The organism is Paracoccus solventivorans (assembly GCF_900142875.1).
GTDB lineage: Bacteria > Pseudomonadota > Alphaproteobacteria > Rhodobacterales > Rhodobacteraceae > Paracoccus > Paracoccus solventivorans.
This window is the reverse complement of record NZ_FRCK01000003.1, coordinates 56,630-78,446: the sequence shown is the minus strand read 5'-3', so window position 1 is coordinate 78,446 and position 21,817 is coordinate 56,630. Positions and strand designations below refer to the sequence as shown.

General features: G+C 68.5%; 20 protein-coding genes. All 20 read right to left on the bottom strand.

Going from position 1 to position 21,817, the window contains the following annotated elements; translation table 11 throughout:
• Positions 1-165 precede the first annotated feature (165 nt).
• The 20 genes from araD1 to BUB57_RS06105 all read right to left on the bottom strand — a co-directional run bounded on the left by araD1 (position 166) and on the right by BUB57_RS06105 (position 21,341).
• Complete coding sequence (araD1, locus tag BUB57_RS06200; RefSeq protein WP_073063909.1) at positions 166-1,164, bottom strand: AraD1 family protein; 999 nt, start codon at positions 1,162-1,164, stop codon at positions 166-168.
• 30 nt (positions 1,165-1,194) lie between these two features.
• A complete protein-coding gene (locus BUB57_RS06195; RefSeq protein ID WP_159435561.1) occupies positions 1,195-2,178 on the bottom strand; it encodes an NAD(P)H-quinone oxidoreductase in 984 nt (327 codons plus the stop codon).
• A complete protein-coding gene (locus BUB57_RS06190; protein WP_073063902.1) occupies positions 2,175-3,119 on the bottom strand; it encodes an MBL fold metallo-hydrolase in 945 nt (314 codons plus the stop codon). Before BUB57_RS06190 ends, BUB57_RS06195 begins: the two co-directional genes overlap by 4 nt.
• Positions 3,116-4,663, bottom strand: coding sequence for a class I adenylate-forming enzyme family protein (locus BUB57_RS06185; protein WP_073063899.1), 1,548 nt, complete (start codon positions 4,661-4,663; stop codon positions 3,116-3,118). The genes BUB57_RS06190 and BUB57_RS06185 overlap by 4 nt, the downstream gene beginning before the upstream one ends.
• The gene (locus tag BUB57_RS06180) at positions 4,663-5,859 is read right to left on the bottom strand and encodes an NADH:flavin oxidoreductase/NADH oxidase (protein WP_234952000.1); all 1,197 of its coding nucleotides are present in this window, start codon (positions 5,857-5,859) and stop codon (positions 4,663-4,665) included. The genes BUB57_RS06185 and BUB57_RS06180 overlap by 1 nt, the downstream gene beginning before the upstream one ends.
• Entirely contained in the window at positions 5,856-7,226 is a 1,371-nt protein-coding gene (locus tag BUB57_RS06175; RefSeq protein ID WP_073063896.1) for an MmgE/PrpD family protein, read from the bottom strand. The genes BUB57_RS06180 and BUB57_RS06175 overlap by 4 nt, the downstream gene beginning before the upstream one ends.
• Positions 7,227-7,253: 27 nt before the next feature.
• Positions 7,254-8,015, bottom strand: coding sequence for an aspartate/glutamate racemase family protein (locus BUB57_RS06170; protein WP_073063893.1), 762 nt, complete (start codon positions 8,013-8,015; stop codon positions 7,254-7,256).
• Position 8,016: 1 nt separating this feature from the next.
• A complete protein-coding gene (locus BUB57_RS06165) occupies positions 8,017-9,207 on the bottom strand; it encodes an NADH:flavin oxidoreductase/NADH oxidase (RefSeq protein ID WP_073063891.1) in 1,191 nt (396 codons plus the stop codon).
• A 150-nt stretch (positions 9,208-9,357) separates the two neighbouring features.
• Positions 9,358-10,389 (bottom strand): LacI family DNA-binding transcriptional regulator, encoded by a 1,032-nt coding sequence (locus BUB57_RS06160; RefSeq protein ID WP_200796424.1) that lies wholly within the window; start codon positions 10,387-10,389, stop codon positions 9,358-9,360.
• A 17-nt stretch (positions 10,390-10,406) separates the two neighbouring features.
• Positions 10,407-11,297, bottom strand: coding sequence for an MBL fold metallo-hydrolase (locus BUB57_RS06155; RefSeq protein WP_073063885.1), 891 nt, complete (start codon positions 11,295-11,297; stop codon positions 10,407-10,409).
• 62 nt (positions 11,298-11,359) lie between these two features.
• Positions 11,360-12,715, bottom strand: a complete 1,356-nt coding sequence (locus BUB57_RS06150) for an MmgE/PrpD family protein (RefSeq protein ID WP_073063882.1) — start codon at positions 12,713-12,715, stop codon at positions 11,360-11,362.
• A 7-nt stretch (positions 12,716-12,722) separates the two neighbouring features.
• Positions 12,723-13,901, bottom strand: a complete 1,179-nt coding sequence (locus BUB57_RS06145; protein ID WP_073063878.1) for an acyl-CoA dehydrogenase family protein — start codon at positions 13,899-13,901, stop codon at positions 12,723-12,725.
• A gap of 13 nt (positions 13,902-13,914) precedes the next feature.
• Positions 13,915-14,838 (bottom strand): hydroxymethylglutaryl-CoA lyase, encoded by a 924-nt coding sequence (locus tag BUB57_RS06140; protein ID WP_073063875.1) that lies wholly within the window; start codon positions 14,836-14,838, stop codon positions 13,915-13,917.
• A 1-nt stretch (position 14,839) separates the two neighbouring features.
• Positions 14,840-15,634: an enoyl-CoA hydratase-related protein gene (locus tag BUB57_RS06135; protein ID WP_073063873.1), complete on the bottom strand. Its 795-nt coding sequence runs from the start codon at positions 15,632-15,634 to the stop codon at positions 14,840-14,842.
• Positions 15,631-16,767 carry a CaiB/BaiF CoA transferase family protein gene (locus tag BUB57_RS06130; protein WP_073063870.1) on the bottom strand — a complete coding sequence of 379 codons (1,137 nt, stop codon included), beginning with the start codon at positions 16,765-16,767 and terminating at the stop codon, positions 15,631-15,633. Before BUB57_RS06130 ends, BUB57_RS06135 begins: the two co-directional genes overlap by 4 nt.
• A 31-nt stretch (positions 16,768-16,798) precedes the next feature.
• Positions 16,799-17,491 (bottom strand): ABC transporter ATP-binding protein, encoded by a 693-nt coding sequence (locus tag BUB57_RS06125; protein WP_073064692.1) that lies wholly within the window; start codon positions 17,489-17,491, stop codon positions 16,799-16,801.
• Positions 17,478-18,242, bottom strand: a complete 765-nt coding sequence (locus BUB57_RS06120; protein ID WP_084731997.1) for an ABC transporter ATP-binding protein — start codon at positions 18,240-18,242, stop codon at positions 17,478-17,480. Before BUB57_RS06120 ends, BUB57_RS06125 begins: the two co-directional genes overlap by 14 nt.
• Positions 18,239-19,285 (bottom strand): branched-chain amino acid ABC transporter permease, encoded by a 1,047-nt coding sequence (locus BUB57_RS06115; RefSeq protein WP_073063867.1) that lies wholly within the window; start codon positions 19,283-19,285, stop codon positions 18,239-18,241. The genes BUB57_RS06120 and BUB57_RS06115 overlap by 4 nt, the downstream gene beginning before the upstream one ends.
• Entirely contained in the window at positions 19,282-20,148 is an 867-nt protein-coding gene (locus BUB57_RS06110; protein ID WP_073063864.1) for a branched-chain amino acid ABC transporter permease, read from the bottom strand. Before BUB57_RS06110 ends, BUB57_RS06115 begins: the two co-directional genes overlap by 4 nt.
• A 17-nt stretch (positions 20,149-20,165) precedes the next feature.
• The gene (locus BUB57_RS06105) at positions 20,166-21,341 is read right to left on the bottom strand and encodes an ABC transporter substrate-binding protein (protein ID WP_073063861.1); all 1,176 of its coding nucleotides are present in this window, start codon (positions 21,339-21,341) and stop codon (positions 20,166-20,168) included.
• Positions 21,342-21,817: the final 476 nt, after the last annotated feature.

Sequence of the window (21,817 nt, the reverse complement as noted above, 5' to 3'; positions counted from 1 at the left end):
TTCCGGGGAATGAGAGGGGGTCCATCCTTGATTGCGCCGAAACCGGCCAGGAAGATAGAGCCAGATTGCCGGATGGTATAGGGCCAGCATTGGGGCGGCTTCCGGCATGGCCGCGCCGGCGGGGCCGGCCGCAAGCGTGGCCTCATTTCCGGCGCAAGGCCCGCGTCACAGCGCCCGCGGCGCGATGTCGGCTGCGTCCCGCGCCGGGGCGGTGGTGACGCTGTTGCGCAGGGCGACGCCGAAGCCGGGGGCCGAGATTTCAAAGATATCGCCCGGCAGCACCCTGACCCCGTCGGCAAACGACAGGGTGGCAGTGCCGAAGAAATGCACATGCACGTCGCCGGGCTGGCGGAACAGCTCGTATTTGAAATGATGATGTTCCAGATTGGAAAGGCTGTGGGACATGTTGACCTCTCCGGTCAGGAACGGCTTTTCCCAGATCGGCCGGTCGTCGCGCAGGATCCGGCTGGTGCCGCGCACATCCGGCGGGCAATCGCCCAGCCGGATTTCGGGGCCGAAACTGGCCGGGCGCAGCTTGGAATGGGCCAGCCACAGGTAGTTGCCCCGTTCGGTGACGTGATCCGAAAACTCGTTGGCCAGCGCGAACCCCAGCCGCCACGGGCGGCGGTCCGGGCCGACCACGTAGATGCCGGCCAGTTCCGGTTCTTCGCCCAGGTCCTCGCCGAAGGCCGGCGACACCAGCGCCGCACCCGGCGCCGCCAGATTATGGCCGTTGCCCTTGTAGAACCATTCCGGCTGCACCCCCACCTCTCCGCCCGCGGGCTTGCCACCCTCGAGCCCCATGCGGAACATGCGCATGGAATCCGTCATGTCGGTTTCCTGCTGCAGCTTGCCATGCATCTCGGCCCTTGTGGCGGCCGAGCCGAGATGGGTCAGCCCGGTCCCGCTCAGATGCAGATGCGCCGGATCGGGATGGGTCAGCGGCGGCAGGTAGCGGTTGTCGCGGGCCAGCTCCTCGGGGTCGTGGGCGGCGCCTTGCGCAAGCCCCTCGATCAGCGCGGCCAGCGGGATGTCCCGGGCGATCGCCTGCATCGCCAGCGCATAAAGGCTTTCGGCCTCGGGCAGTTCCCGGGCGGGGCCGCCATCCTCGCGCAGCAGGACCCTGATCGTCCCCTCGGGGGTTCTCATTTGCGACAGCAACATGGTCGGTGGCCTTTCGTATCCGTGCCGGGATCACATCCGCAGGATGATCTTGCCGAAATTATCGGCGGTTTCGAGAATGCGATGCGCCTCTGCCGCATCGCGGAAGGGCAGCACCGCGTGGATTTCCGGCGCGATGCGGCCGGCGGCCAGTTCCGGCAGCCAGCGCTGGCGGAACCGCGCCACCACCGCAGCCTTTTCCGCCACCGAATGCGGCCGCAGGGTAAAGCCGCGCAGCTGGATCATCCGGGTCAGCACCCGGGCGATATCCAGCTCTGCCGTGCCCTGGCTGAGCAGCCCGACAAAGGCCAGCCGCCCGCGCCAGCGCAGCAGGTCGATGTGGCGCGCCAGATAGGCGGGGCCGACGAAATCCTCGATCACATCGACCCCCTCGGGCCAGATTTCCCGCAGGGCCGTCGCAAAGTCGCCTTCGCGATAGTTCAGCACATGCGGCACACCCATCGCCCGCAGCCGTGCCGCCTTGTCCTCGCGCCCGGTGGTGGTGGCGATCTCGGCCCCGACCGCCTGCGCCATGCGGATCGCGGTGCTGCCGACGGCCGAGCCGCCGGCGTGGATCAGCACCCGCTCGCCCGGGGCAAGGCGCGACAGTTCGAACAGGGTTTCATGGGCGGTGCAGAAGGTCTCGATGACGGCGGCCGCGCGGATATCGTCCCAGTCCGGCGGCACCGGGACGACATGGCGATGATCGGCGCAGGCGAACTCGGCATAGCCGCCGCCCTCCAGCAGGGCCGCGACCCGCATGCCCACGGTGATCCCATGGACCTCGGGGCCGGTGGCGATCACCTCGCCGCCGACCTCGACCCCCAGCACCGGGTTGACGCCGGGCGGCAGCGGATAGTTTCCCGCCCGCTGCATCGCGTCCAGCCGGTTCACGCCCACCGCGCCGACCCGGATCAGCACCTGAGCGGGGCCGGGCTGCGGGCGCGGCGCGGTCAGAAAGCGCAGCGCTTCCGGGCCGCCCGGCTGCGGGGAATGGCAGATCCACATCGTGTTCATCCTTGCTCCTTCGCGCGGGGCGGCTGCCAGACCGCGGGGTCGTGGCCGTGGTTGGGCGCGTGGAACCATTGTTCCTGAACGAAACGGAACGCGCCCTCGTAGCCCCTGCGGATCCGGGCAAAGCCGGGGAAATGGATATGCATCCCCGCGACCAGCAGATCCTCATCGACGCAAAGCTGCAGGATGCGCTGCCGGGACAGCGCCGCGGCGGCCGAGTCGCTGTCGAAGATCATGCCCACGCCGGGATCGCCCAGCTGGACCTCGGGGATATGGACGGTATCGCCCCAGACGATCATCGCCTCGCCGCGCGAGCGCAGGATATAGCAGCTGTGCCCCGGCGTGTGGCCGGTCGAGGGCAAGGCGGTGATCCCGGGCAGCACCTCGTGCCGCTCGGTAAAGGGGCGGGCCGAGCCATCGGCAAGCCAGGGGCCAAGCTGGATGCGGGCCGCGTCGAAATAGACCCGCTTCTGCCGCTCGGTGGCGCGGGCGCGGGCCGCGTCGTCGAACCAGTGGTCGATCTCGGCCCGGTGCAGATGCAGGCGTGCATTCGGAAATAGTTTCCGCCCGCTTGCGGGATCGGTCAGCCCGCAGGAGTGGTCGGGGTGGACATGGGTCAGCAGGATATCCGTGACCGCCCCGGGTGCCACGCCGAGATGCGCCATCAGCTCGGGCAGCCGGCCGCAGGTCGGCCCCATGATCCCGCCCGAGCCGCAGTCGACCAGGATCACCCGCGTCCCGTCGCGGATCAGGAAGGTATTGATCGAGACCACCGGCGGGCAGACGCGGGTTTCGGCCTGAAGGAACCGGCGCAGCTTGGCGTGATCGGCGTCGCGCATGATTTCCAGCGTGTCATAGGCCATGTAGCCGTCGCAGAGCGTGGTCACCAGGCAGTCCCCGACCAGGCGGTGATAGACGGCCGGCACCTGCTGGAAACCGGTCATTGGTCCACCCCGGCAAGGCGGGGCCGCAGCTGCGGGCGCGGCTGTTCCACCAGCTGGTAATGCGCACCGATCCAGCGGCGTAGCTGGGCGCGGGCGATCTTGCCGATGCTGTTGCGGGGCAGCTCGTCGATGGTGACGAACAGCCGGGGCCGCTTGTAGCCGGTCAGTTCCCGCAGCGCCGGTTGCAGCCGGTCCAGCCAGTCCGGCGGCGGGTTGGCGGCCACCAGCGTGACGATCTCGCCCCAGTAGTCCGACGGATAGCCCAGCACGATCAGCTCGGTTTCCGGCAGATGCGGGGCCAGCGCGCGCTCGACCTCGTCGGGCGAGACCTTGTAGCCGCCGGTCTTCATCATGTCCGACTGGCGCGAGACCAGGAACAGCCGCCCGCGCGCGTCGATGCGGCCAAGATCGCCGGTATCGTGATACTCGCCGGGCGCCAACATGCGCGGGCCGTCAAGCGTCATGTAGCCCTGCGACAGATGCGGGCTGAACAGGTGGATACGGCCGGTCTCGCCTTGCGGCAGCGCGTCGCCCGTCTCGTCGCGGATGGCGATACGCACGCCGGTGGCGGGCCAGCCTACGCAAAGCCCCTCGCCTGCCGCCTCGCCCTGGGCATAGACCTCGGCGGTCTCGGCGGGATCGAGGACGGTGATCGGGTTGAAGATTTCGCTCTTGCCATAGGTGACGCGGATGATCGGGCCGAAGCAATCGACCGCGCGCCGGTAGGTCAGCGGCGTCAGCGGCGCGGTGCCGGTCAGGATCATGCGCAAGGGCCAGTGCCGGCCGGTATGTTCCGGCGCGGCTGCGGCGGCGGTCAGCTTTGCCAGCACGGTGGGCGGCGCGAAAACCTCGGTGATCGCGCCCGAGGCCAGCAGCGGCAGCACCGTTTCGGGATCGACACCCCGCAACAGATGCACGCTGGCCCCCTCGGCCATAAAGGCAAAGGTCAGCAGCGAGCTGCCATGCGAAAACGGCGTCATCAGCAGGATGCGGTTCGCGCCGTCCGGCAGCAGCGGCAGCGCCGCGCGCAGCATCAGCGTGCCGGCCCAGCGCCCGCGATGGCTGTGGATCGCCCCCTTGGCCGGGCCGGTGGTGCCGCTGGTGAACACGATCCGCGAGGGCGCGTCCGGCGCGACCTCCGGCCAGCCTTCGGGGGTCAGGGGCCGCGGCGCGATGGCGCGCACGTTCAGCAGCCGCGCCGGGATGGCGGGCAAGGGGTCCGCCCCGTCGACCAGCGCAAGGCGGGCGGTGCTGCAGGCCATGACATGGGTCAGCTCGGCCTCGCTCAGCGCGGGGTTGGCCGGGACCTCGGTGGCCCCGGCCAATGCGACGGCATAGCTGGCCGCGGCGGCAAGGGCGGAATTGTGAAACACCGTGGCGACGAAATCCCCCGGCCCGAACCCGAGGCGCCGCAACTCGTCCGCGATGCCTGCGGCCCGGTCAAGCACGTCGCCGATGCGGTGCTGGCCGTCCGCATCCACGATGCCGATCCGCGCGCCATAGCGTTGCCGCAAGGGCGCGAGTTCTTCGCCCCAGTTCATCATCACGGCTCCTCCGGCGGGAAATGCTCGGGGCCGAGGGGGTCTTCCCCGGCCGCGGCCAGCGCCCGCGCCCATTTGTCCAGCCACCAGCCATAGGGTTCCGGCCAGTCGGCAAAGCCCGGATCGACCCCCATCTGCCAGGCGGCGTGGCGCGCCCAGAACGGATTGAACAGCATCTGGCGGCCGATGCAGATCAGGTCGGCCCTGCCCTCTTGCAGCAACCGCTCGGCATAGGCGGGGCTGCGGATCATTCCGACCGCCGCCGTCGGCATCCCGGTCTCGCGCCGCAGCCGGTCGGACAGCGCGACCTGATAGCCCGGCCCGCGCGCAAGGTTGGAATTGGTGGCCCCCGCCCGCATGTTGCCGCCCGAGGAACAGTCGATCAGATCGACCCCGGCCGCCCGCAATTCGCGCGCCAGCACGATGCTGTCGTCCTCGGTCCAGCCGCCGTCGATCCAGTCCGTCACCGACAGCCGGGCGAACAGGGGCATCGAATCCGGCATGATCCCGCGCAGCGCCCGCACCACCGTCAGCGGCAGGCGCATGCGGTTTTCCAGGCTGCCGCCCCAGCGATCCTGGCGCTGGTTGGCCAGCGGCGACAGGAAGCTTTGCAACAGGTAGCCATGCGCCAGATGCAGCTCCAGCAGGTCGAAGCCGGCCAGGATGGCGCGGCGCGCCCCGGCGACAAAGGCGTCGATCACCCCCTCGATCTGCGCCTCGCTCATCGCGACGGGGGTCAGCCAGCCCTCGGCCAGCGGCAGCGCCGAGGGGCCGATCGGGAACAGCCGCTCGTTGCCGGCGGCCAGATCGCGCTCGCCGATCGGGCCGTTGCCCTCATGCGCGCGCTGCTGGCCGCCCTTGCGGCCGCCATGGCTGATCTGGATGGCGGTTTTCGCGCCGTAGCGCTTCATCTCGCTGACCAGCCGCGCCATCGGCTCGATATGGCTATCGGCCCAAAGCCCCGGATCGCCGTTCGAGACCCGCCCGGCCCGGGTGACGAAGGTCTGCTCCATGATGACCAGCCCGGCGCCGCCCATCGCCATGCGCTGGTAATGCGCGAACTGGAACGGGGTCAGCCGGCCGTCCTCGGCGCTGTAGGTGCCCATGGGCGACACCACGATGCGGTTCTTCAGGGTCACGCCCCGCACCGTCCACGGGCGGAACAACAGCGGGGTTTCGGCTCTGGCGATCATGTTCATGCCCAGAGCCCCCGGATCGCGGCCAGCGCCGCGCTGGCCGGAAGCTCGCCGCCGCCCTCGGCAAACAGCGTCTCGCCAAGCGCCCTGCCCGCGCCCGGGGCGGCGCCTGCCGCCGCCAGCCGCGCGTCAAAGACCGACAGCGCCCGGTCCCGGGTCAGGAAGATCAGCTCGCGCGGGACATCCGCCGTCACCGCCTCGCGCCGGCTGCCGTCCTTCATCACCAGCACCACCCGCGCATCCAGCGGGCCGATCGGGTCGTCCGGGATGACGGTGGTGCGCGCGACGAGGTTCAGGACCGCCGGATCGGCGCGCAGGCTGTTGCCCATTTCATAGGTGATGTCGCCCTGGGTCAGCATGGTCGCGACCGCAAAGGCGGTGCTGGCCTGGCATTGCACCAGCCGCTCGAACGGGCCCTTGTAATTGGTGCCGGGATATTCGGTGAAGGGCTTCCACAGCGTGACCTCGATCGCCTCGATGGCCTGCGGGTCGACGCCGTCCTGGAAATGCTTCTGCGCCGCCATGGCCGCCGGCATGTTGTCGCCCAGCGTGGCGTAGGGTTTGCACAGGATTTCCAGCATGATGGCGGGATCGGGCGGGCTTTCCCAGACATCGGGGCGGGTATCCATCCCGGCCAGCGTGGCCAGAAAGCCCCTGGGCCCGTCCAGCGCCTGGGGGGCGCCCTGCACGCCGGCCTGCGCCAGCAGCGCCGCGATCAGCCCGCCTTGGGCGGCCCGGCCGTTCTGGACGCGCCATTCGTCGGCCCCGGCCCGCACCGGCTCCAGCGTACCGCCGGTGGTCGAGGCGGCGATGGAAACCGCCGAGGCCGCCTGCGCCGGATCAAGCCCCAGCACCACCGCCGCCCCGGCAGCCGCGGCGATGGTTCCGAAACTGGGGCTGGTGCGAAAGCCGCGGGCGATCAGCCGGCGCGCCACCACCTCGTCGCGGCCCAGCCAGTTGATCACGCTGTAGCCCGCGATCAACCCGCGCAAGGCGGTTTCCAGGCTGGCCCCCTCGCGCTCGGCCAGCGCCAGCACCGCGGGCGGCACCAGCGAGCCGGGATGGGTCCAGGACGGCATGTCGGTGTCGTCCTGAAAATGGGCGTGCGCCGCGACGCCATTGGCGAAGGCCGCCTCGGACGGCGACAACCGCGCGCCCGAAATCCAGGCGGCGGCGCTGCCGGGGCTGTCCTCGGGCAGCGGCCGCGACAGGGCCAGCGCCGCCCGCGCGGTCGGCTCGCCGCGGGCCGACACCGCAAGCCCGAGCGTGTCGAGCAGGCACATCAGCGCCTTGTCGCGGACCGGCGGCGCGATCTCACGCCCGGCGAAGCTTCCCAGATACTCGCCAATCATGTTTCCGGCAGATGCCATGTTCGGGTTCCTCCTCCCCGGTTCGTTTCAGTTGCCGCCCCGGCTGTAGGCCCAGGCGCGGCTGACGGTGACCGACAGCCCGCGCCGCAGCCGCACCAGCCCCAGCGCCTGCACCCAGGCAGCGGCAAAGACGTCCAGGACGACCGCATCGTCGATCCGGGTCAGGCCGCGGGCGGCCAGGATCTCGGCCATGACCCCTTCGGCCGGCACGATCACCTCGGCGCCGTCGGCGATCAGGTCGCGGGCGGTGCGGGTAAAGGCATCGATCAGCGCCGAAGGCTCGTCGCGCGCCGCGATCAGCGCGTATTCGTCCATGCCCGGCACCAGCGAGGTGACGGCGGTCACCCGCGCCTCGAGATGATGCTTGGCCACCGACAGCCGGGTCATGTAGGCCACATTGGGCGAGTTCGAGATCAGCCCGATCCTTGTGCCCAGCGCGCAGCCGGTCAGCAGTGCCGCCTCGGTCAGCGACACCACGGGGATGTCGACCGCCGTACGCATCTCGCGCAGATAGGGTTCGCTGAACGAGCCCATGACGAAGGCGTCGTAGCCTTGGCGCTCGGCCTCGACCGCCTGTTCGACGATGGGGCCCAGAACGCGGTGGTAAAGATAGGCGTTGCCCAGCGCGTCGCTGGGGCTGAGTTCGCCATAGGTGCCCTCGGCAAGGCCGTGGACGTGAACCTCGGCATCCTTGCCCAGAAAGCGGCCGGCATGGTCCTCGATGCCGCGCTTGTAGGCCGCGATGCGGGTCAGTTCGTTGACGGACTGGTGCCAGATCCTGATGGTCATGTCAGGCCTCCGCGTTGGCGGCCCGGGGGAAGACCTCGGGGCCCATGGGCGATTCACCATTGGCGGCCAGCGCCTTGGCCCATTTTTCCAGCCACCAGCCATATTGCGGCGTCCAGTCGGCAAAGCCCTGATTGACCCCCAGCGTCTCGGCCGCATGATGCGCCCAGAACGGATCGAACAGCGCCTGCCGGGCGATGCAGATCAGATCCGCCTGCCCGGCCTGCAGGATGCGCTCGGCGAACTCCGGGGTGCGGATCATGCCGACCGCGGCCGTAGCCACACCCGCCTCGGCGCGGATGCGGTCGGCAAAGGGCACCTGATAGCCCGGGCCGCGCCCGAGGCTGGAATTGGTCGCGCCGGTGCGCAGGTTGCCGCCGGACGAGCAGTCGATCAGGTCGATCCCGGCCTCTTGCAGCGCCCGCGCCAGCACGATGCTGTCGTCGATGGTCCAGCCGCCGTCGATCCAGTCGGTCGCCGAGATGCGGGCGAACAGCGGCATGGACGCGGGCACGACCTCGCGCACGGCGCGGACCACCTCCAGCGGAAAGCACATCCGGTTTTCCAGGCTGCCGCCGTAGCCGTCCTGGCGCTGGTTCGCGAGCGGCGACAGGAAATTCTGCAACAGATAGCCATGCGCCATGTGGATCTCGATCAGGTCGAAGCCGGCAAGAACCGCCCGCCGCGCCGCCGCGACCCAGGCATCGCGCAACCCGTCAAGCTGCCCGGCGGTGATTTCCTCTGGGGTCTGCCAGCCTTCGCCCAGGGGCAGGGCCGAGGGCGCCAGCGGGGTCCAGATCTCTTCGCCGGCGGCCAGGTCGCGTTCGGTCAGCGGACCGTTGCCGCGGAACGCCCGCTGCATCGCGCTTTTGCGGCCGCCGTGGTTCAGCTGGATGCCGATGCGGGCGCCATAGGCTTTCACGTGGCTGGCCAGGGCGCGCATCCCCTCGATCTGCCCGTCCTCCCACATGCCCAGATCGCCGTTGGTAATCCGGCCGCGCCGGGTGATCGAGGTCTGCTCGACCATGACCAGCCCCGCGCCGCCCATCGCGAAGCCGGGATAATGGGTGTGATGGAACGGCTGAAGCCGGCCGTTCTCGGCGCAATAGGTGCCCATGGGCGAGATGACGACACGATTCTTCAGCGTCACGCCGCGCAGGGTGAAAGGGGTGAAAAGTCTGACTTCGCTGGCCATTGCAACCTCTCCATTCAGCGCTGCGTCACCGCGAACGCAGATATCCGTTCCGGGCGACGCAGCGGCCGCCCGGTCCCGCCCGCCCCGCAGGGCGCCCGGCATGTGCAGATCTTGGCGTTACGCCGGGCTCAGCGGCCGCGGCGCTGCCCCTCAGTCCCGGCCTTCCGCCTGGCGCGGCGGCATGCAGGACCCTTGGGGGTCGAAACTCGTGGGTATGATGACACGGCGCGGCTCCTCCCTCTTGCCGTGGGTGATCAGGTCGAGCAGCAGCGACGCCGCCGTTGCCCCCACCTCGTTCTGGTCCCAGCTTACGACCCCGATCGGGGGCTGGTGCAGGTCGCTCAGGTCGTTGCGCCCCGATCCGACCACGGAAATATCGTCGGGAATCGACAGGCCGCGGGTCCGGATGGCGCGCAGCACGCCCGACAGCATGTCGATGCCGCCGGCGATGATCGCGGTGGGCGGTTTCGACAGCCCCAGCAGCGAGGATGTGGCGCGATAGGCATGGTCGCGCAGAAAGCTTTCGGCCACGATCAGCGCGGGGTCCGCCTCGATCCCCATGTCGGCATGGGCCTGCAGGAACCCCCGCACGCGGGCGGCACCGGGGTGCAGCTGGCGCGGGCCGGTCAGGATGGCGATGCGGCGATGGCCCAGGCGCAGCAGATGGCTGGTGGCCTTGTGGGTTCCGCCCTCGTGGTCGGCATAGACCGCCTCGCACCACGCCGGCTGGTCGCGGTCGATCATCACCAGCGGCACTGGCAGGTCGCGCAGGATCTCTTCGAACTCGCCCTCAATGGGGGTGTAGGGGCCCATCAGCACCCCGTCGACCTGCCCCGAGGAAAAGCTGCGCAAAAGCTCGATCTCGCGCTGGCGGCGCCCTTCGGAATTGGCGATCAGCAGGGCGTAGCCCGCCTCCATGAACGCGTTCTGCGCGGTCGAGACGAAGCCGCCCAGCTGGGCGATGTTGATCTCGCGCAGGATGCACCCCACCGTGCGGCTGCGCCCCATCCGCATGGATTTCGCGGCGGCATTGGGCACGTAGCCCAGTTCCTCGATGGCGCTTTCGACGGCCTTGCGGATATGCGGGGTGACGTCCGTCGCCTCGTTGATGACCCGCGACACCGTGCCGATCGACACTTTCGCCAGTTTCGCGACCTCGCGGATGGTGGGGGTTCGTGCCATGTCCTGCCCTTTTCCGCTCAGATCTCGAAGGCCCATTGCTCGGTCGCGATACGCCAGCCGTCGCCGTCGCGCATAAGCCATCCGAAGCCGGGAAAATGGATATGCATCCCGGCGACCAGCATGTCCTCGTCATGGATGCGCTGCAAAAGCGCGATCCGGTTGCGCGCCGCCAGGTCGGGGTCATGATCGAAGCTCATCGAGACGCCGGGACGCGCCACCTGCACCTCGGGGACATGGGCGAGATCGCCCCAGACGATCATCTGCCGCCCCTGCGAACGGATCGCCCAGGTCGAATGGCCGGGCGTGTGGCCGGCGCATTCCAGCAGGGTGATGCCCGGCAGCACCTCGTCGCCGTCCCCGGCCTCGTCCAGCAGCCCGGCGTCGCGATAGGGGCCGACCTGCGCGCGCGTCCAGTCGAAATAGCGCAGCCGCTTGCGCTCATCCGCGCGGTCGCGTTCCTCGTCCGAAAACCAATGCGCGATCTCCTTGCGGTTCACGATCAGCCGGGCATTGGGGAACAGGCGCCTGCCGTCCCGCGTATCGGTCAGCCCGGCGGAATGGTCCGGGTGGCAATGGGTCAGCAGCACATGCTCGATGCTGGCCGGATCCACGCCCGCGGCGGCAAGGTTTTCAAACAGCTTGCCCGCGGTGGGGCCGAAATTGTCCTGCGAGCCGGTGTCGATCAGCACCCGCCCCATCGGGCCGCGCAGAAGAAAGCAGTTGACCGAGATGCGGGGCGGCGAGAGGCGGTGATCGCGCGCCATCATCCGGTCCACCTCGTCGCGCGAGAACTCGCGGAAGATATCGTAGCCCATTTCGACGAAGCCGTCGGACAAGGCGGTCACCAGCACCTCGCCGAAGCGACGATGGTAGACGCCGGGGATCTGTCGTGTCGGCAGCTGGTTCATCTTGGCCTTCGCATCTTGACTGCAGAGGGGTGCCCCGCCGCCCGAACGGCGGGGACGCGAAATCATATCAGTGCTATCTCACGCAAATCGCGGATATCTTCCAGCGCCCAGAGCCTGTCGAACAGCTGCCCCGCACGCGCCTGCGGCAGCTTGCGGCTGGCGCAATCCAGGAACTTGTCGCGGATTTCCGCGCGCTCCAGCGGCAACTGCCAGCTGCCGCGCGCGTGTGCGACCGGCGCGTGGCGCAGGACCCGGCCGTCGGTGGTATCGACCCAGACCAGATCGAAGGGCGCATTCGGCAGGTCGGCGCCGGCCTTGTCCTCGCTGGCGGTGACCTCGACCCGTTCCAGCAGCGCCTGCACCTCGGGGCGCTGCACGAAGCCGTCGGTCAGCTCGTCCAGCCCCAGCCGGCGCTGCACGACCGCCCCGGCCATGGCGAACTCCATCGAGAACTTGGCCTCCAGCCCGGTCTGCGGGCGGCTGTTGCGCAGCATCAGCTTTTGCGTGGCGCCGGTGTGGACGTGGATCGTTTCAACCGTATCGGGTGCAAGATCGTGCTGCCGGACCAGATCCAGCATCGCGTCCAGCGCGCGATGGGTGGCATAGCAGGTCGGGTAGCGCTTGAGATTGACCCCGTATCTTTCGGCCAGCGAGACCTCTCCGATCCGAAACCCGGCCGGGTCCAGCTGCGGTGTCCCCGAGGGCGAAAAGGCGCGCAGGAACCCGGTGCGATGCTCGAACACATCGGCGCTGCCGGTATAGCCGGCGCTTGCCAGCCGCGCGGCATGGATGCCCGATTGCGCGGTCCGCCCGGCGTGCAGCGATTTCGTCATCGAGCCGAAGTTCGCCACCAGCCCCGCGGCCAGCGAGGCCGCGATCGCCAGAGCGTGCCGGGTCTGTCCGACGTTCAGCCCCAGCAGCCTTGCCGCCGCCGCGGCGCAGGCCAGCGTCCCCATCACCGCGGTCGGGTGAAAGCCGCGGTCGTGCAGATGGCCGGGCTCGATCTCGTCCAGATGCGCCCAAAGCTCATAACCGGCCAGCCAGGCGGCCAGCGCCTCGGCGCCGGTCGAGTGCCGCTCATGGCCCAGCGCCAGGATCGTCGGCACCAGCACGGTGCTGGGATGGCCGGCCAGCGCCACATCGTCGAAATCCAGCACATGCCCGGCCACGCCGTTGATCAGCGCCGCATCCCCGGCGCCGTAGAACCTGCCGTTGACGGCGGGCGCCGCCTCGTTGCTGCCCGGCATGGGCGTGGCGATCACCGCCGCCAGTTCGACGGCGGGTTCTGCCGCGCCGGCCAGCATGCAGCCGATGCAGTCGACAAAGCCGATCCGCGCCGCGTGCCGGGCGGCCTCGGGCGCCGTGCCGGCATCGAAGCCGGTGACGAATTGCGCAGCCTTCAGGGTGATGCTGTCCATGGCCGCCTCAATAGGACCGCGGCAGGCCGAGGACGTGCTGCCCCACATAAGCCAGCACCAGGTTGGTCGAGATCGGCGCGGTCTGGTAGATCCGGCATTCGCGCCATTTGCGCTCGATCCCGTATTCGCTGGCGTAGCCGAAGCCGCCAAAGGTCTGCAGCGCGGTATCGGCGGCCTTCCAGGTCGCCTCGGCGGCCAGATGCTTGGCCATGTTCGCCTCGGCCCCGCAGGGCTGGTGGGCGTCGAACAACGCCGCCGCCTTGCGGGCCATCAGATCGGCGGCCTCAAGCTCGACATGGGCGCGGGCGATGGGGAACTGCACCCCCTGGTTCGCGCCGATCGGCCGGCCGAACACCACCCGCTCGCCGGCATATTCCACCGCGCGCCGGATCATGTAGCGCCCGTCGCCCACGCATTCCGAGGCGACCAGGATCCGCTCGGCATTCATGCCGTCGAGGATGTAGCGAAAGCCCCTGCCCTCTTCACCCACCAGCGCCGAGGCGGGGACCCGCAGGTTCTCGATGAAGACCTCGGTGGTGTTGTGGTTCATCAGCGCCCGGATCGGGCGGATCTCGACGCCGTTGCCGCGCGCCTCGCGCAGGTCGATCAGGAAGACCGAGATGCCGTCGGTCTTTTTCGCCACCTGGTCCAGCGGCGTGGTGCGCGCCAGCAGCAGCATCAGGTCGGAATAGAGCGCGCGCGAGGTGAAGACCTTCTGGCCGTCGATCACGTAATGGTCGCCATCCCGCACCGCGCGGGTCTTGAGCTGGGTGGTGTCGGAACCCGTGGTCGGCTCGGTCACGCCGAAGGCTTGCAGCCGCAGCGTGCCCGCGGCGATTTCCGGCAGGTATTTGCGCTTCTGTTCCTCGGTTCCGTGGCGCAGCAGCGTGCCCATGATGTACATCTGCGCATGGGCGGGGCTGGCCTGACAGCCGCTGGCGTTGATCTCCTCAAGGACCACGGCCGCCGCCCGCAGGGGCAGGCCGGCGCCACCATATTCCTCGGGGATCAGCGCCGCAAGGAACCCGCCTTCGGTCAGTTCCGCCACGAACTCGGTCGGATAGCCCGACTCTTCATCCAGCCGGGCCCAGTAGTCCAGCGGATAGCGGGCGCAGATGCGGCGGATCGAGTCGCGAAGTTCGGGATAGTCTTCGCCAAGGTCGAGGCTGACGGGGTCCTGGTTCATTCCTGCGGGTCTTTCATGCAACGGGCTGATAGGTCTTGGGCAATCCGGCGCGGGCGATGGCGCCGCTATAGCGCTCATCCCCCAGCCAGCTTTCGACGTCGCGGCGCAGATCCAGCAGGGCGCCGATGTCGATCCCGGTGGCAAAGCCCATGCTTTCCAGCATGAAGGCGGTGTCTTCGGTGTTGATGTTGCCGGTGGCGCCGGGGGCGAAGGGACAGCCCCCCAGACCGGCAAGCGAGCTGTCGAACGCCCGCACCCCGGTTTCCAGCGCCGCCGCGACATTGGCGAGGCCAAGGCCCCGCGTGTCGTGGAAATGGCAGATCACCCGGCGGCCGGCGGCGATGTCGATGATCGGCGGCAGCATGTCGCGCACCTGCGCCGGATTGCCGTAGCCGACCGTATCCGCGACGATCAGCTCGTCCGCGCCGCCCGCAACCACGATCCGGGCCACTTCAAGGACGCGGCCGGGATCGACCGCCCCCTGAAGGGTGCAGCCGAAACTGGTGGCAAGCCCGACGCCCAGCACCATGTCGCGCCCGGCGACGCTGTCCTTCAGCGCCACGATGCGGTGGAACTCGGCGATGGCCTCGTCGGTGGTGCGCCGCACATTGGCAAGGCTGTGCGCCTCGGAAATCGACAGCACGAAATTGAGATGCCTTATGCCCGCCGCCAGGGCGTTTTCCGCGCCCTTCAGGTTCGGGACCAGCGCCGAGGCGACCACCCCGTCCAGTTCCGGGACGACCCGGGCCAGTTCCGCGGCATCGGCGAATTGCGGCACCACCTTGGCCGGCACGAAAGAGGTCAGTTCGATCTCGCGCAGCCCGGCATCGCGCAGCCGGAACGCCCATTCGCGCTTGCGTTCGGTGGGAAGGAATCTGGCCGCCATCTGGATGCCGTCGCGCAGCCCGACCTCGCGCAGGGTTACCCGTTCTGCCATCTCAGACCCCCCGGAATTGCGGTTTGCGCTTTTCGTTGAAGGCGCGGATGCCTTCCAGCCGGTCCTCGGTGCTGACCATGCGGTTGTAGCACTCGATCTCGAAGGCGAGCCCGTCGGCCAGCGACATCTGCATCCCGCGGGTGATCGACTGCTTGGCCTGGCGCACCGAGATCGGCGCATTGCCGGCGATGCGCCGCGCGATGGCCAGTGCCGCATCCAGCAGTTCCGCCTGCGGCAGGACGCGGTTGACCAGCCCCCAGTCGCAGGCGTCGGCGGCCGTGAACGGCAGCCCGGTCAGGATCACCTCCTTGGCGCGCCGCTCGCCCATGGCGCGGGGCAGGTTCTGGGTGCCGCCGGCGCCCGGCATGATCCCCAGCGTGACCTCGGTCAGCGCAAAGCGGGCGTTGTCCGCGGCATAGGCGAAATCCAGCGCCGCGGTGATCTCGCAGCCGCCGCCATAGGCCGCGCCGTTGATCGCTCCGATCACCGGGATCGGACAGGCGATGATGGCGCGCAGCATGCGCTCGAACATGGCGTGCTGGCGCAGCCATTGCGCATCGCTCATGCCGTTGCGCTCTTTCAGGTCGCCGCCGGCGCAGAATGCCTTGTCGCCGGCCCCGGTCACCACGATGGCGCGCACCCCGTCGCTGTCCAGCTGAAAGCGCTCGAACAGGTCCATCAGCTCTTCGCCCATGCGGGTGTTCATCGCATTGGCGGCCTGGGGCCGGTTCAGCGTCAACAGCAGAACATGGTCGTCGATGCGTTCGACCAGAAGGGTTTCATATGCTTGTGTCATTGCAATTCCTGCCGGATTGTCTGGTCCTGCGCGCCAAGCCGCGGCGCCACCCCGCCCGAGGACGGGCGATGGTCGTCGATGGAAAAGGGTAGCCCCACCCAGCGGTGACCGCCCGCCGGGGTCAGGATGCCGACCGCCTCGGTCTGCGGATGGGTCCAGACCTGATCGACGCGCAGAAGCGGGCAGTTCGGCACCTGCGCGGCGTCAAGCAGCGCCGCGACCTCGGCCACGCGCAGCCGCCCGATCGCCGCCTCGATCTGCGGGATCAGCTCGTCGCGCAGCATCACGCGGCCGCGGTTCTGCCGGAAACGCTCATCCGCGCCCAACCCGGCAAGGCCGGGGATTGCCTCGCACAGGCGGGCGAACAGCCGGTCGTTGCCGGCGGCGATCATCACCTGGCCATCGGCGGCCTCGAACGCCTGATAGGGCACGATCTCGGCCAGCCCCGAGCCATGCGGCTTGCGCACCTCGCCCGAGACGGCATGGGCGGCCAGCGGAATGGTCATCCAGGCCAGCCCCGTCTCGAAAAGCGAGGTCGCGACATGCGCCCCCTGCCCGGTCTTCTGCCGCTCGACCAGCGCGGCGAGCAGGCCGATCACCGTCCACATCCCCGAGCCCATGTCGACCAGCGACACCCCGACCCGCACCGGCGGCCGGTCCGCCTCGCCGGTCACCGACATGATCCCGGACGAGGCCTGCGCCAGCGGATCGTAGCCCGGCTTGGCCGCCAGCGGCCCCGACTTGCCGAACGCGCCGATGTCGCACCAGATCAGCTCGGGGTGCTCTGCCCGCACTTCCGCCACGTCGATGCCGAACTTGGCCAGCAGCCCGGGGCGCAGGTTCTGGATCACCGCATCCGCCCGGGCGATCAGCCGGCGCAGCAGCCCGAGCTGCTCGGGGTCCGAAAAATCCAGCGTCACGCTTTCCTTGCCGCGGTTGAGGGCGTGGAAGGCGGTGGCGTCGTCATCCAGAAAGGGCGGCCCCCAGCCGCGGGCGTAATCGCCCGTCTCGGGGTTCTCGACCTTGATCACCCTGGCCCCCAGCTCGGCCAGGATCAGCCCGGCATAGGGGCCGGCCACCGAGTGGCCCAGTTCCAGAATGGTTAGACCGGCGAGCGGTGCGGTATTTGTCAAAACATCGTCTCCTTTGCGGGGCGGGCGGGGATCAGAGATATTCCTCTGCCAGCGCCGCCCCCCTGATCTCTGACGTCAGTCCCGAGCGGCGGATCTGCCCCGAGCGCATGACATGTCCGTAATGGGCGATCTTCAGCGCCGGCCGGGCCATCTGCTCGGTCATCAGCACCGCGATCCCCTCGTCCTGCATCTGCCGCACGGCGGCCGAGATCTGCTGGATCCAGACCGGCGCCAGCCCCAGAAACGGCTCGTCAAGCAGCAGAAGCCGGGGCGCCCCGCCCATGGCGCGGGCGATGGCGACCAGCTGCTGCTGGCCCCCGCTCAGCTCTCCGGCCGGCTGCGACTGGCGTTCGCCCAGAAAGCGGAAGCTGGCGACCATCCGGTCCCAGCGCGCCGCCTGTTCGCGCGCCGACAGCCGCGCGGCCCCGGCCAGCACATTATCCTTGACCGACATCGCGGCGAAGACCCGCCGGCCCTCGGGGGAATAGCCTATCCCCGCCCTGGCCCGGGCATCGCTGGGCATGGCGGAGATGTCGCGCCCGTCAAAGCGGATGCGGCCGCGGGAATGGCGCACCAGCCCGATCACCGAATTGATGAGGCTGGACTTGCCGGCGCCGTTCGCGCCGATCAGCAGCACGGTCTGGCCCGCCTCGACCTGCAGCGTCACCCCGTCGACCGCCCGGGTGCCGCCATAGGCGACATGAAGATCCTCAATGCTCAGCATCGCCGTCCTCCTCGTCGCCGCCGCCCAGATAGGCGTCGATCACGTCCTTGCGGTTCAGCACCTCGTCCGGAGAGCCGGTGGCGATCAGCCTGCCGCCGTCCAGCACGATGACCTCGGGGCACAGGCGGCGGATCAGCTCCATGTCGTGTTCGACCAGCAGCACGCCGCAGCCGAACTCGCGCTGCGCGAAGCCGACATAGGCGTCGATGTTGCTGCGCTCGGATTTCTCAAGCCCCGCCGCCGGCTCGTCCAGCAGCAGGATCCGGGGCTGCGTCGCCAGCGCCATGGTCAGCCCCAGCATCTTTTGCAGCCCGTAGGGCAGCACCTCGGCGTGGCGATTCCAGTTCTCGACCAGGCCGAACTGCTCCAGCAGCGGCGCCAGCCGCTCCAGCACCGATAGATCCCTGCGGGCAAAGCGCACGGCCGAGCGCAGGTTGTCGCTGACGCTATGGCCGCTGAAGGTGGCGGTCTGCTGAAAGCTGCGCACCAGACCGCGGCCGGCATTGTCATAGACCGGGCGGCCGTCGATCCGGGTCTCGCCCAGCCGCACCTGCCCCGAGCTGGCGGCCAGCCGGCCCGAGATGATGTTGATCATCGTGGTCTTGCCGGCGCCGTTGGGCCCGATCACCCCCAGAAGCCCGCCGGGCTGCAGGGTGAAGCTGACATCGTGAAAGACCTTCAGCCCGCCGAAGGACTTGGACATCCGCTCGGCGTAAAGCGCCTCGGCCGGAAGCTGGGGAACCGCAGTCATCGGATATCCCCCTTCGGCGCCTTGCGGGCGGGGCCATTCCCCAGCCAGCGGCTTCCCCTGGCGCGCAGCGACCCGATCAGCGTCGTCACGGTGCCGATCACGCCGCCGCGGGCCAGCAGGGTCACGACGATGATCAGCAGCCCGAACAGCCCCGGCGACAGCTCGCCGCGCAGCGCGAAGTAGTCGGTGGCCGAGACCAGCAGGATCGCCCCCACCAGCGTGCCCAGGATCGAGCCCTTGCCGCCCACGATCGTGTAGGTGATGTAGTTGACCGAGGACATCGGCGCGAAAGAGGTCGGATGCGCCGTCATCAGCATGTTGACCAGCGCAAACCCCGCAAGCCCGGACACCCCCGCCGCGACCGCGAAGGCCATGGCCTTGTATTTCCAGCAGGCCAGCCCCAGGCTTTCGGCCAGGACGTCGTTCTTTTCGATGGCCGCGAATTCGTAGCGGAACCGCCGCGTGAAGATGGCGGTGACCAGGAAGCCGGCAAAGGCCAGCCCGGTCGTGGTCAGCAGCACATGCGAGTTGTCCCACAGCTCGAAGCCGAAGAAGCGGACCGCGGGCATTCCCACCAGACCGTTCGAGCCGCCGGTCAGGGGCGCCGCCTCGAACAGCAGCAGCTGCACGATCTCGGTCAGGACGAAGGTGACCAGCACGAAATAGACGCCCTTGAGCCGCAGGATCAGCCAGCCCAGCGGAACCGCGCAAAGCGCCGGCACCAGAAAGGCCGCCAGCCCCAGCACGACCACATCTGTCACCCCCAGCCGCAGCGACAGGACCGCCACCGTGTAGCCGCCGATCGCCATGAACGAGGGGACGGCAAAGCTCATCAGGTCCAGCCGCAGCATGATGTAGACGCCCAGCGCGGCCGTGGCGGCGATCAGGATCAGATTGGCCTGGGACAGGGCCTGCGGATTAGTGGTCAGCGCCGGGATGGCAAAGGCCAGCAGAACCAGCCCCAGCGTGATCCATTCGTGGCTGCCGAAGAACGGCGCCTTCTGTTTCAGATAGCCCGAAATCGTTGCTGCGGCGGTGGTCATGCGCGACGGACCTCCTTGCCCAGCAGGCCCTGCGGCCGGATCACCAGGATGATCAGCACCAGGACGAACAGCGTCAGCGCCCCCTTGGAGCCGCCCAGATAGACGGCGGCATAGGCTTCCACGAGGCCGACGATGAAGGCGGCGACGGTGGCCCCGGTCACGCTGCCAAGGCCGCCCAGGATCACCGTCAGGAACGAGAACGCCAGCACCGGGTCGCCGACATGCGGCGCCAGCGCGAGGATCGGGGTCACCAGCGCCCCGGTCAGCCCGGCAAGCCCGGTCGCCAGCGCGAAGGCAAAGGGGAACAGCACTTTCGTCCGCATCCCCAGCGCGCTGGCCACCGCGCGATCCTCGGCCATGGCGCGCATGGCGCGGCCCAGATTGGTGCGGTAGACCAGCCAGTAGACTAGGACGATTGCAGCAAGGCAGACCCCCAGCACGACCATGTTCGCGTAAGGGAAATAGACGCCGCCCGCCCGCCAGACCCCCGCGATGGGGAAAGAGAACTCGGGCGATTCAGCCCCGAAGATCATCAGGATCGCGGTGGCCATGACAAGGTAGAACCCCATCGTGACCATCAAGGTGGCCTGGTGATCCTCGATCACGCGCTCGAGGATCAGCGTCTCGAACAGCCATCCCAGCATCGCCGTGCTGCCCACCGCGATCAGCAGCGCGACCGGGTAGGACAGGCCCAGCATCGAGGTGCAGTAATAGGCGACATAGCCGCCCATCACGTAAAAGCCGCCATGCGCGAAGTTCACCACCCCCAGGATGCCGAAGATCAGCGTGAACCCAAGCGCGAGCAGGGTGTATTGAGACCCCAGGCTGATGCCGATCAGCCCTGTTGCAATGAAGCCTTCCATGGTTCCTCCCGGATCCGTCAGCCTTCGCTGACAGCTTCAGCGCGGATGAAATCCTTTTGCTCGCCGCCCTGGATCACGCCGATGGCAAAGGGATAGGACAGCTCCTGGTTGATCCCGAAGAAGCTCTGGCCGATCCAGTGACCGGCGCCGATATGCTCGTCATCGACCGGCAGCGCGCGCATCGCCTCGGCGATCTTTTCGGAATCGTCCACCGTCTGCGCCGCCTGCACCGCCTTGATCATCATCCGCGCCGCATAGACCCAGCGGAAGAAGTCGCTGTTTTCCGGGCGCGGCCCGCCCATCAGCTCGACATGCTTCTGTTCCAGCGCGCGCAGGTTGTCGTCCATGGCGACCGGCTCGAACCACAGGAAGTCCTGCAGCACGTTCAGCCCGCCAGCCACGCGGCCGATTTCCTCGGTCCCCGGCCCGCCCAGCCGGAAGATCGGCCCTGTGAACCCGGCCTGGCGCAATTGCTTGACGATGATGCCCGCATCCCCCGCCGGCGACGAGGCCAGATCGACCGCGCCGGGATCGGCCGCCAGCAGGCGGGTGACGATCGGCGCGAAATTGGTGGTGCCCCGCTGGTAATATTCCTCGACCGCGGTGACGCCCTTTTCCGTGAAGATCTGCGCATTCACGCTGGCGATATCGGTGCCGCCCTGATCGTTCGGCGCGACGATGGCCACCTTGTCGAAGTCGTAGAGCTCGAGCCCCTTGTCGATGATCGGCGCCGCCCAGCCCGAGGGCCCGGGCCCGATGTGGAACACGTTGGGCCATTGCGGGCCGATGGCGTCCTTGGCGAAGCTGTTGACCATCGCCACCATGCGGTTGCGGTTGGCCACCGGCTTCATCCCGGTCACCTCGGGCGATCCGACGGCGCCGACCACCACCTTGATCCCTTCGGCCGCCAGCGCATTCATGGCCGAGGCCGCGCCCTCGGCGGTATATTTGGAATCGATGACCACCGGGGTGACGGTGCAGGGCGTGCCGTCGATGACCAGCCGCTCCTCCGCCATCGTTTCCTTGGCAACGAACTCGAGCGCGCCGCGCAGGGCCAGGCCCCACTGGGCAGCCGGCCCCGACAGAACCGCCGGAGAGCCGATCTTCAGTTCGCAGGCGAAAGCCGTTCCCCCGAACACCAGCGATGCAAGCAGAGTGCCGCCCAAAAGGCGACCAAATCCCGAAGCCATCATCCATCCTCCCCAGTTGGTGGCTTGGCGGCCCGCAACCGCGATCCTTGGGGCACCCCTCCTCCGAAGCGCCCATGACTGCCGCCACGCCGGAGCTTATGGCGGGCAAAACCTGCTTGTCAATAAAACGTTTCATTGAAAGTTGGGATGGATGGCTGCGGCGGCAGACCGTTGCAGACTGGAAAGAATATCAATTATATTCAAATCATTACAAAGTATATCCGCATGAGATGTCCGACGATACCCCTTTCCGCGGCCTGAGCCACAAGCGTTTTCTACGCGCGAGAACCATCATTTATGAACCGTTATTCCGAAACTAAGCGTAGCTGTCCTGCCGGCGGCATCCGGGGTGATTCCCCTGCCCCGCCCCCGCGCAAGAGACGAAACCAGACGTTTCGGACCGTGAAGCTCGACTGCATCCCGACACGCCCGGCAAGCGCGACAGCACCTCCGCACGCAGGGCGTCGCAGTCATCCGCA

Bases quoted from the DNA above. Each gene is read 5' to 3' on its own strand.
- araD1 (WP_073063909.1), bottom strand. From the start codon at position 1,164: ATGTTGCTGTCGCAAATGAGAACCCCCGAGGGGACGATCAGGGTCCTG.
- BUB57_RS06195 (WP_159435561.1), bottom strand. From the start codon at position 2,178: ATGAACACGATGTGGATCTGCCATTCCCCGCAGCCGGGCGGCCCGGAA.
- BUB57_RS06190 (WP_073063902.1), bottom strand. From the start codon at position 3,119: ATGACCGGTTTCCAGCAGGTGCCGGCCGTCTATCACCGCCTGGTCGGG.
- BUB57_RS06185 (WP_073063899.1), bottom strand. From the start codon at position 4,663: ATGATGAACTGGGGCGAAGAACTCGCGCCCTTGCGGCAACGCTATGGC.
- BUB57_RS06180 (WP_234952000.1), bottom strand. From the start codon at position 5,859: ATGAACATGATCGCCAGAGCCGAAACCCCGCTGTTGTTCCGCCCGTGG.
- BUB57_RS06175 (WP_073063896.1), bottom strand. From the start codon at position 7,226: ATGGCATCTGCCGGAAACATGATTGGCGAGTATCTGGGAAGCTTCGCC.
- BUB57_RS06170 (WP_073063893.1), bottom strand. From the start codon at position 8,015: ATGACCATCAGGATCTGGCACCAGTCCGTCAACGAACTGACCCGCATC.
- BUB57_RS06165 (WP_073063891.1), bottom strand. From the start codon at position 9,207: ATGGCCAGCGAAGTCAGACTTTTCACCCCTTTCACCCTGCGCGGCGTG.
- BUB57_RS06160 (WP_200796424.1), bottom strand. From the start codon at position 10,389: ATGGCACGAACCCCCACCATCCGCGAGGTCGCGAAACTGGCGAAAGTG.
- BUB57_RS06155 (WP_073063885.1), bottom strand. From the start codon at position 11,297: ATGAACCAGCTGCCGACACGACAGATCCCCGGCGTCTACCATCGTCGC.
- BUB57_RS06150 (WP_073063882.1), bottom strand. From the start codon at position 12,715: ATGGACAGCATCACCCTGAAGGCTGCGCAATTCGTCACCGGCTTCGAT.
- BUB57_RS06145 (WP_073063878.1), bottom strand. From the start codon at position 13,901: ATGAACCAGGACCCCGTCAGCCTCGACCTTGGCGAAGACTATCCCGAA.
- BUB57_RS06140 (WP_073063875.1), bottom strand. From the start codon at position 14,838: ATGGCAGAACGGGTAACCCTGCGCGAGGTCGGGCTGCGCGACGGCATC.
- BUB57_RS06135 (WP_073063873.1), bottom strand. From the start codon at position 15,634: ATGACACAAGCATATGAAACCCTTCTGGTCGAACGCATCGACGACCAT.
- BUB57_RS06125 (WP_073064692.1), bottom strand. From the start codon at position 17,491: ATGCTGAGCATTGAGGATCTTCATGTCGCCTATGGCGGCACCCGGGCG.
- BUB57_RS06120 (WP_084731997.1), bottom strand. From the start codon at position 18,242: ATGACTGCGGTTCCCCAGCTTCCGGCCGAGGCGCTTTACGCCGAGCGG.
- BUB57_RS06115 (WP_073063867.1), bottom strand. From the start codon at position 19,285: ATGACCACCGCCGCAGCAACGATTTCGGGCTATCTGAAACAGAAGGCG.
- BUB57_RS06110 (WP_073063864.1), bottom strand. From the start codon at position 20,148: ATGGAAGGCTTCATTGCAACAGGGCTGATCGGCATCAGCCTGGGGTCT.
- BUB57_RS06105 (WP_073063861.1), bottom strand. From the start codon at position 21,341: ATGATGGCTTCGGGATTTGGTCGCCTTTTGGGCGGCACTCTGCTTGCA.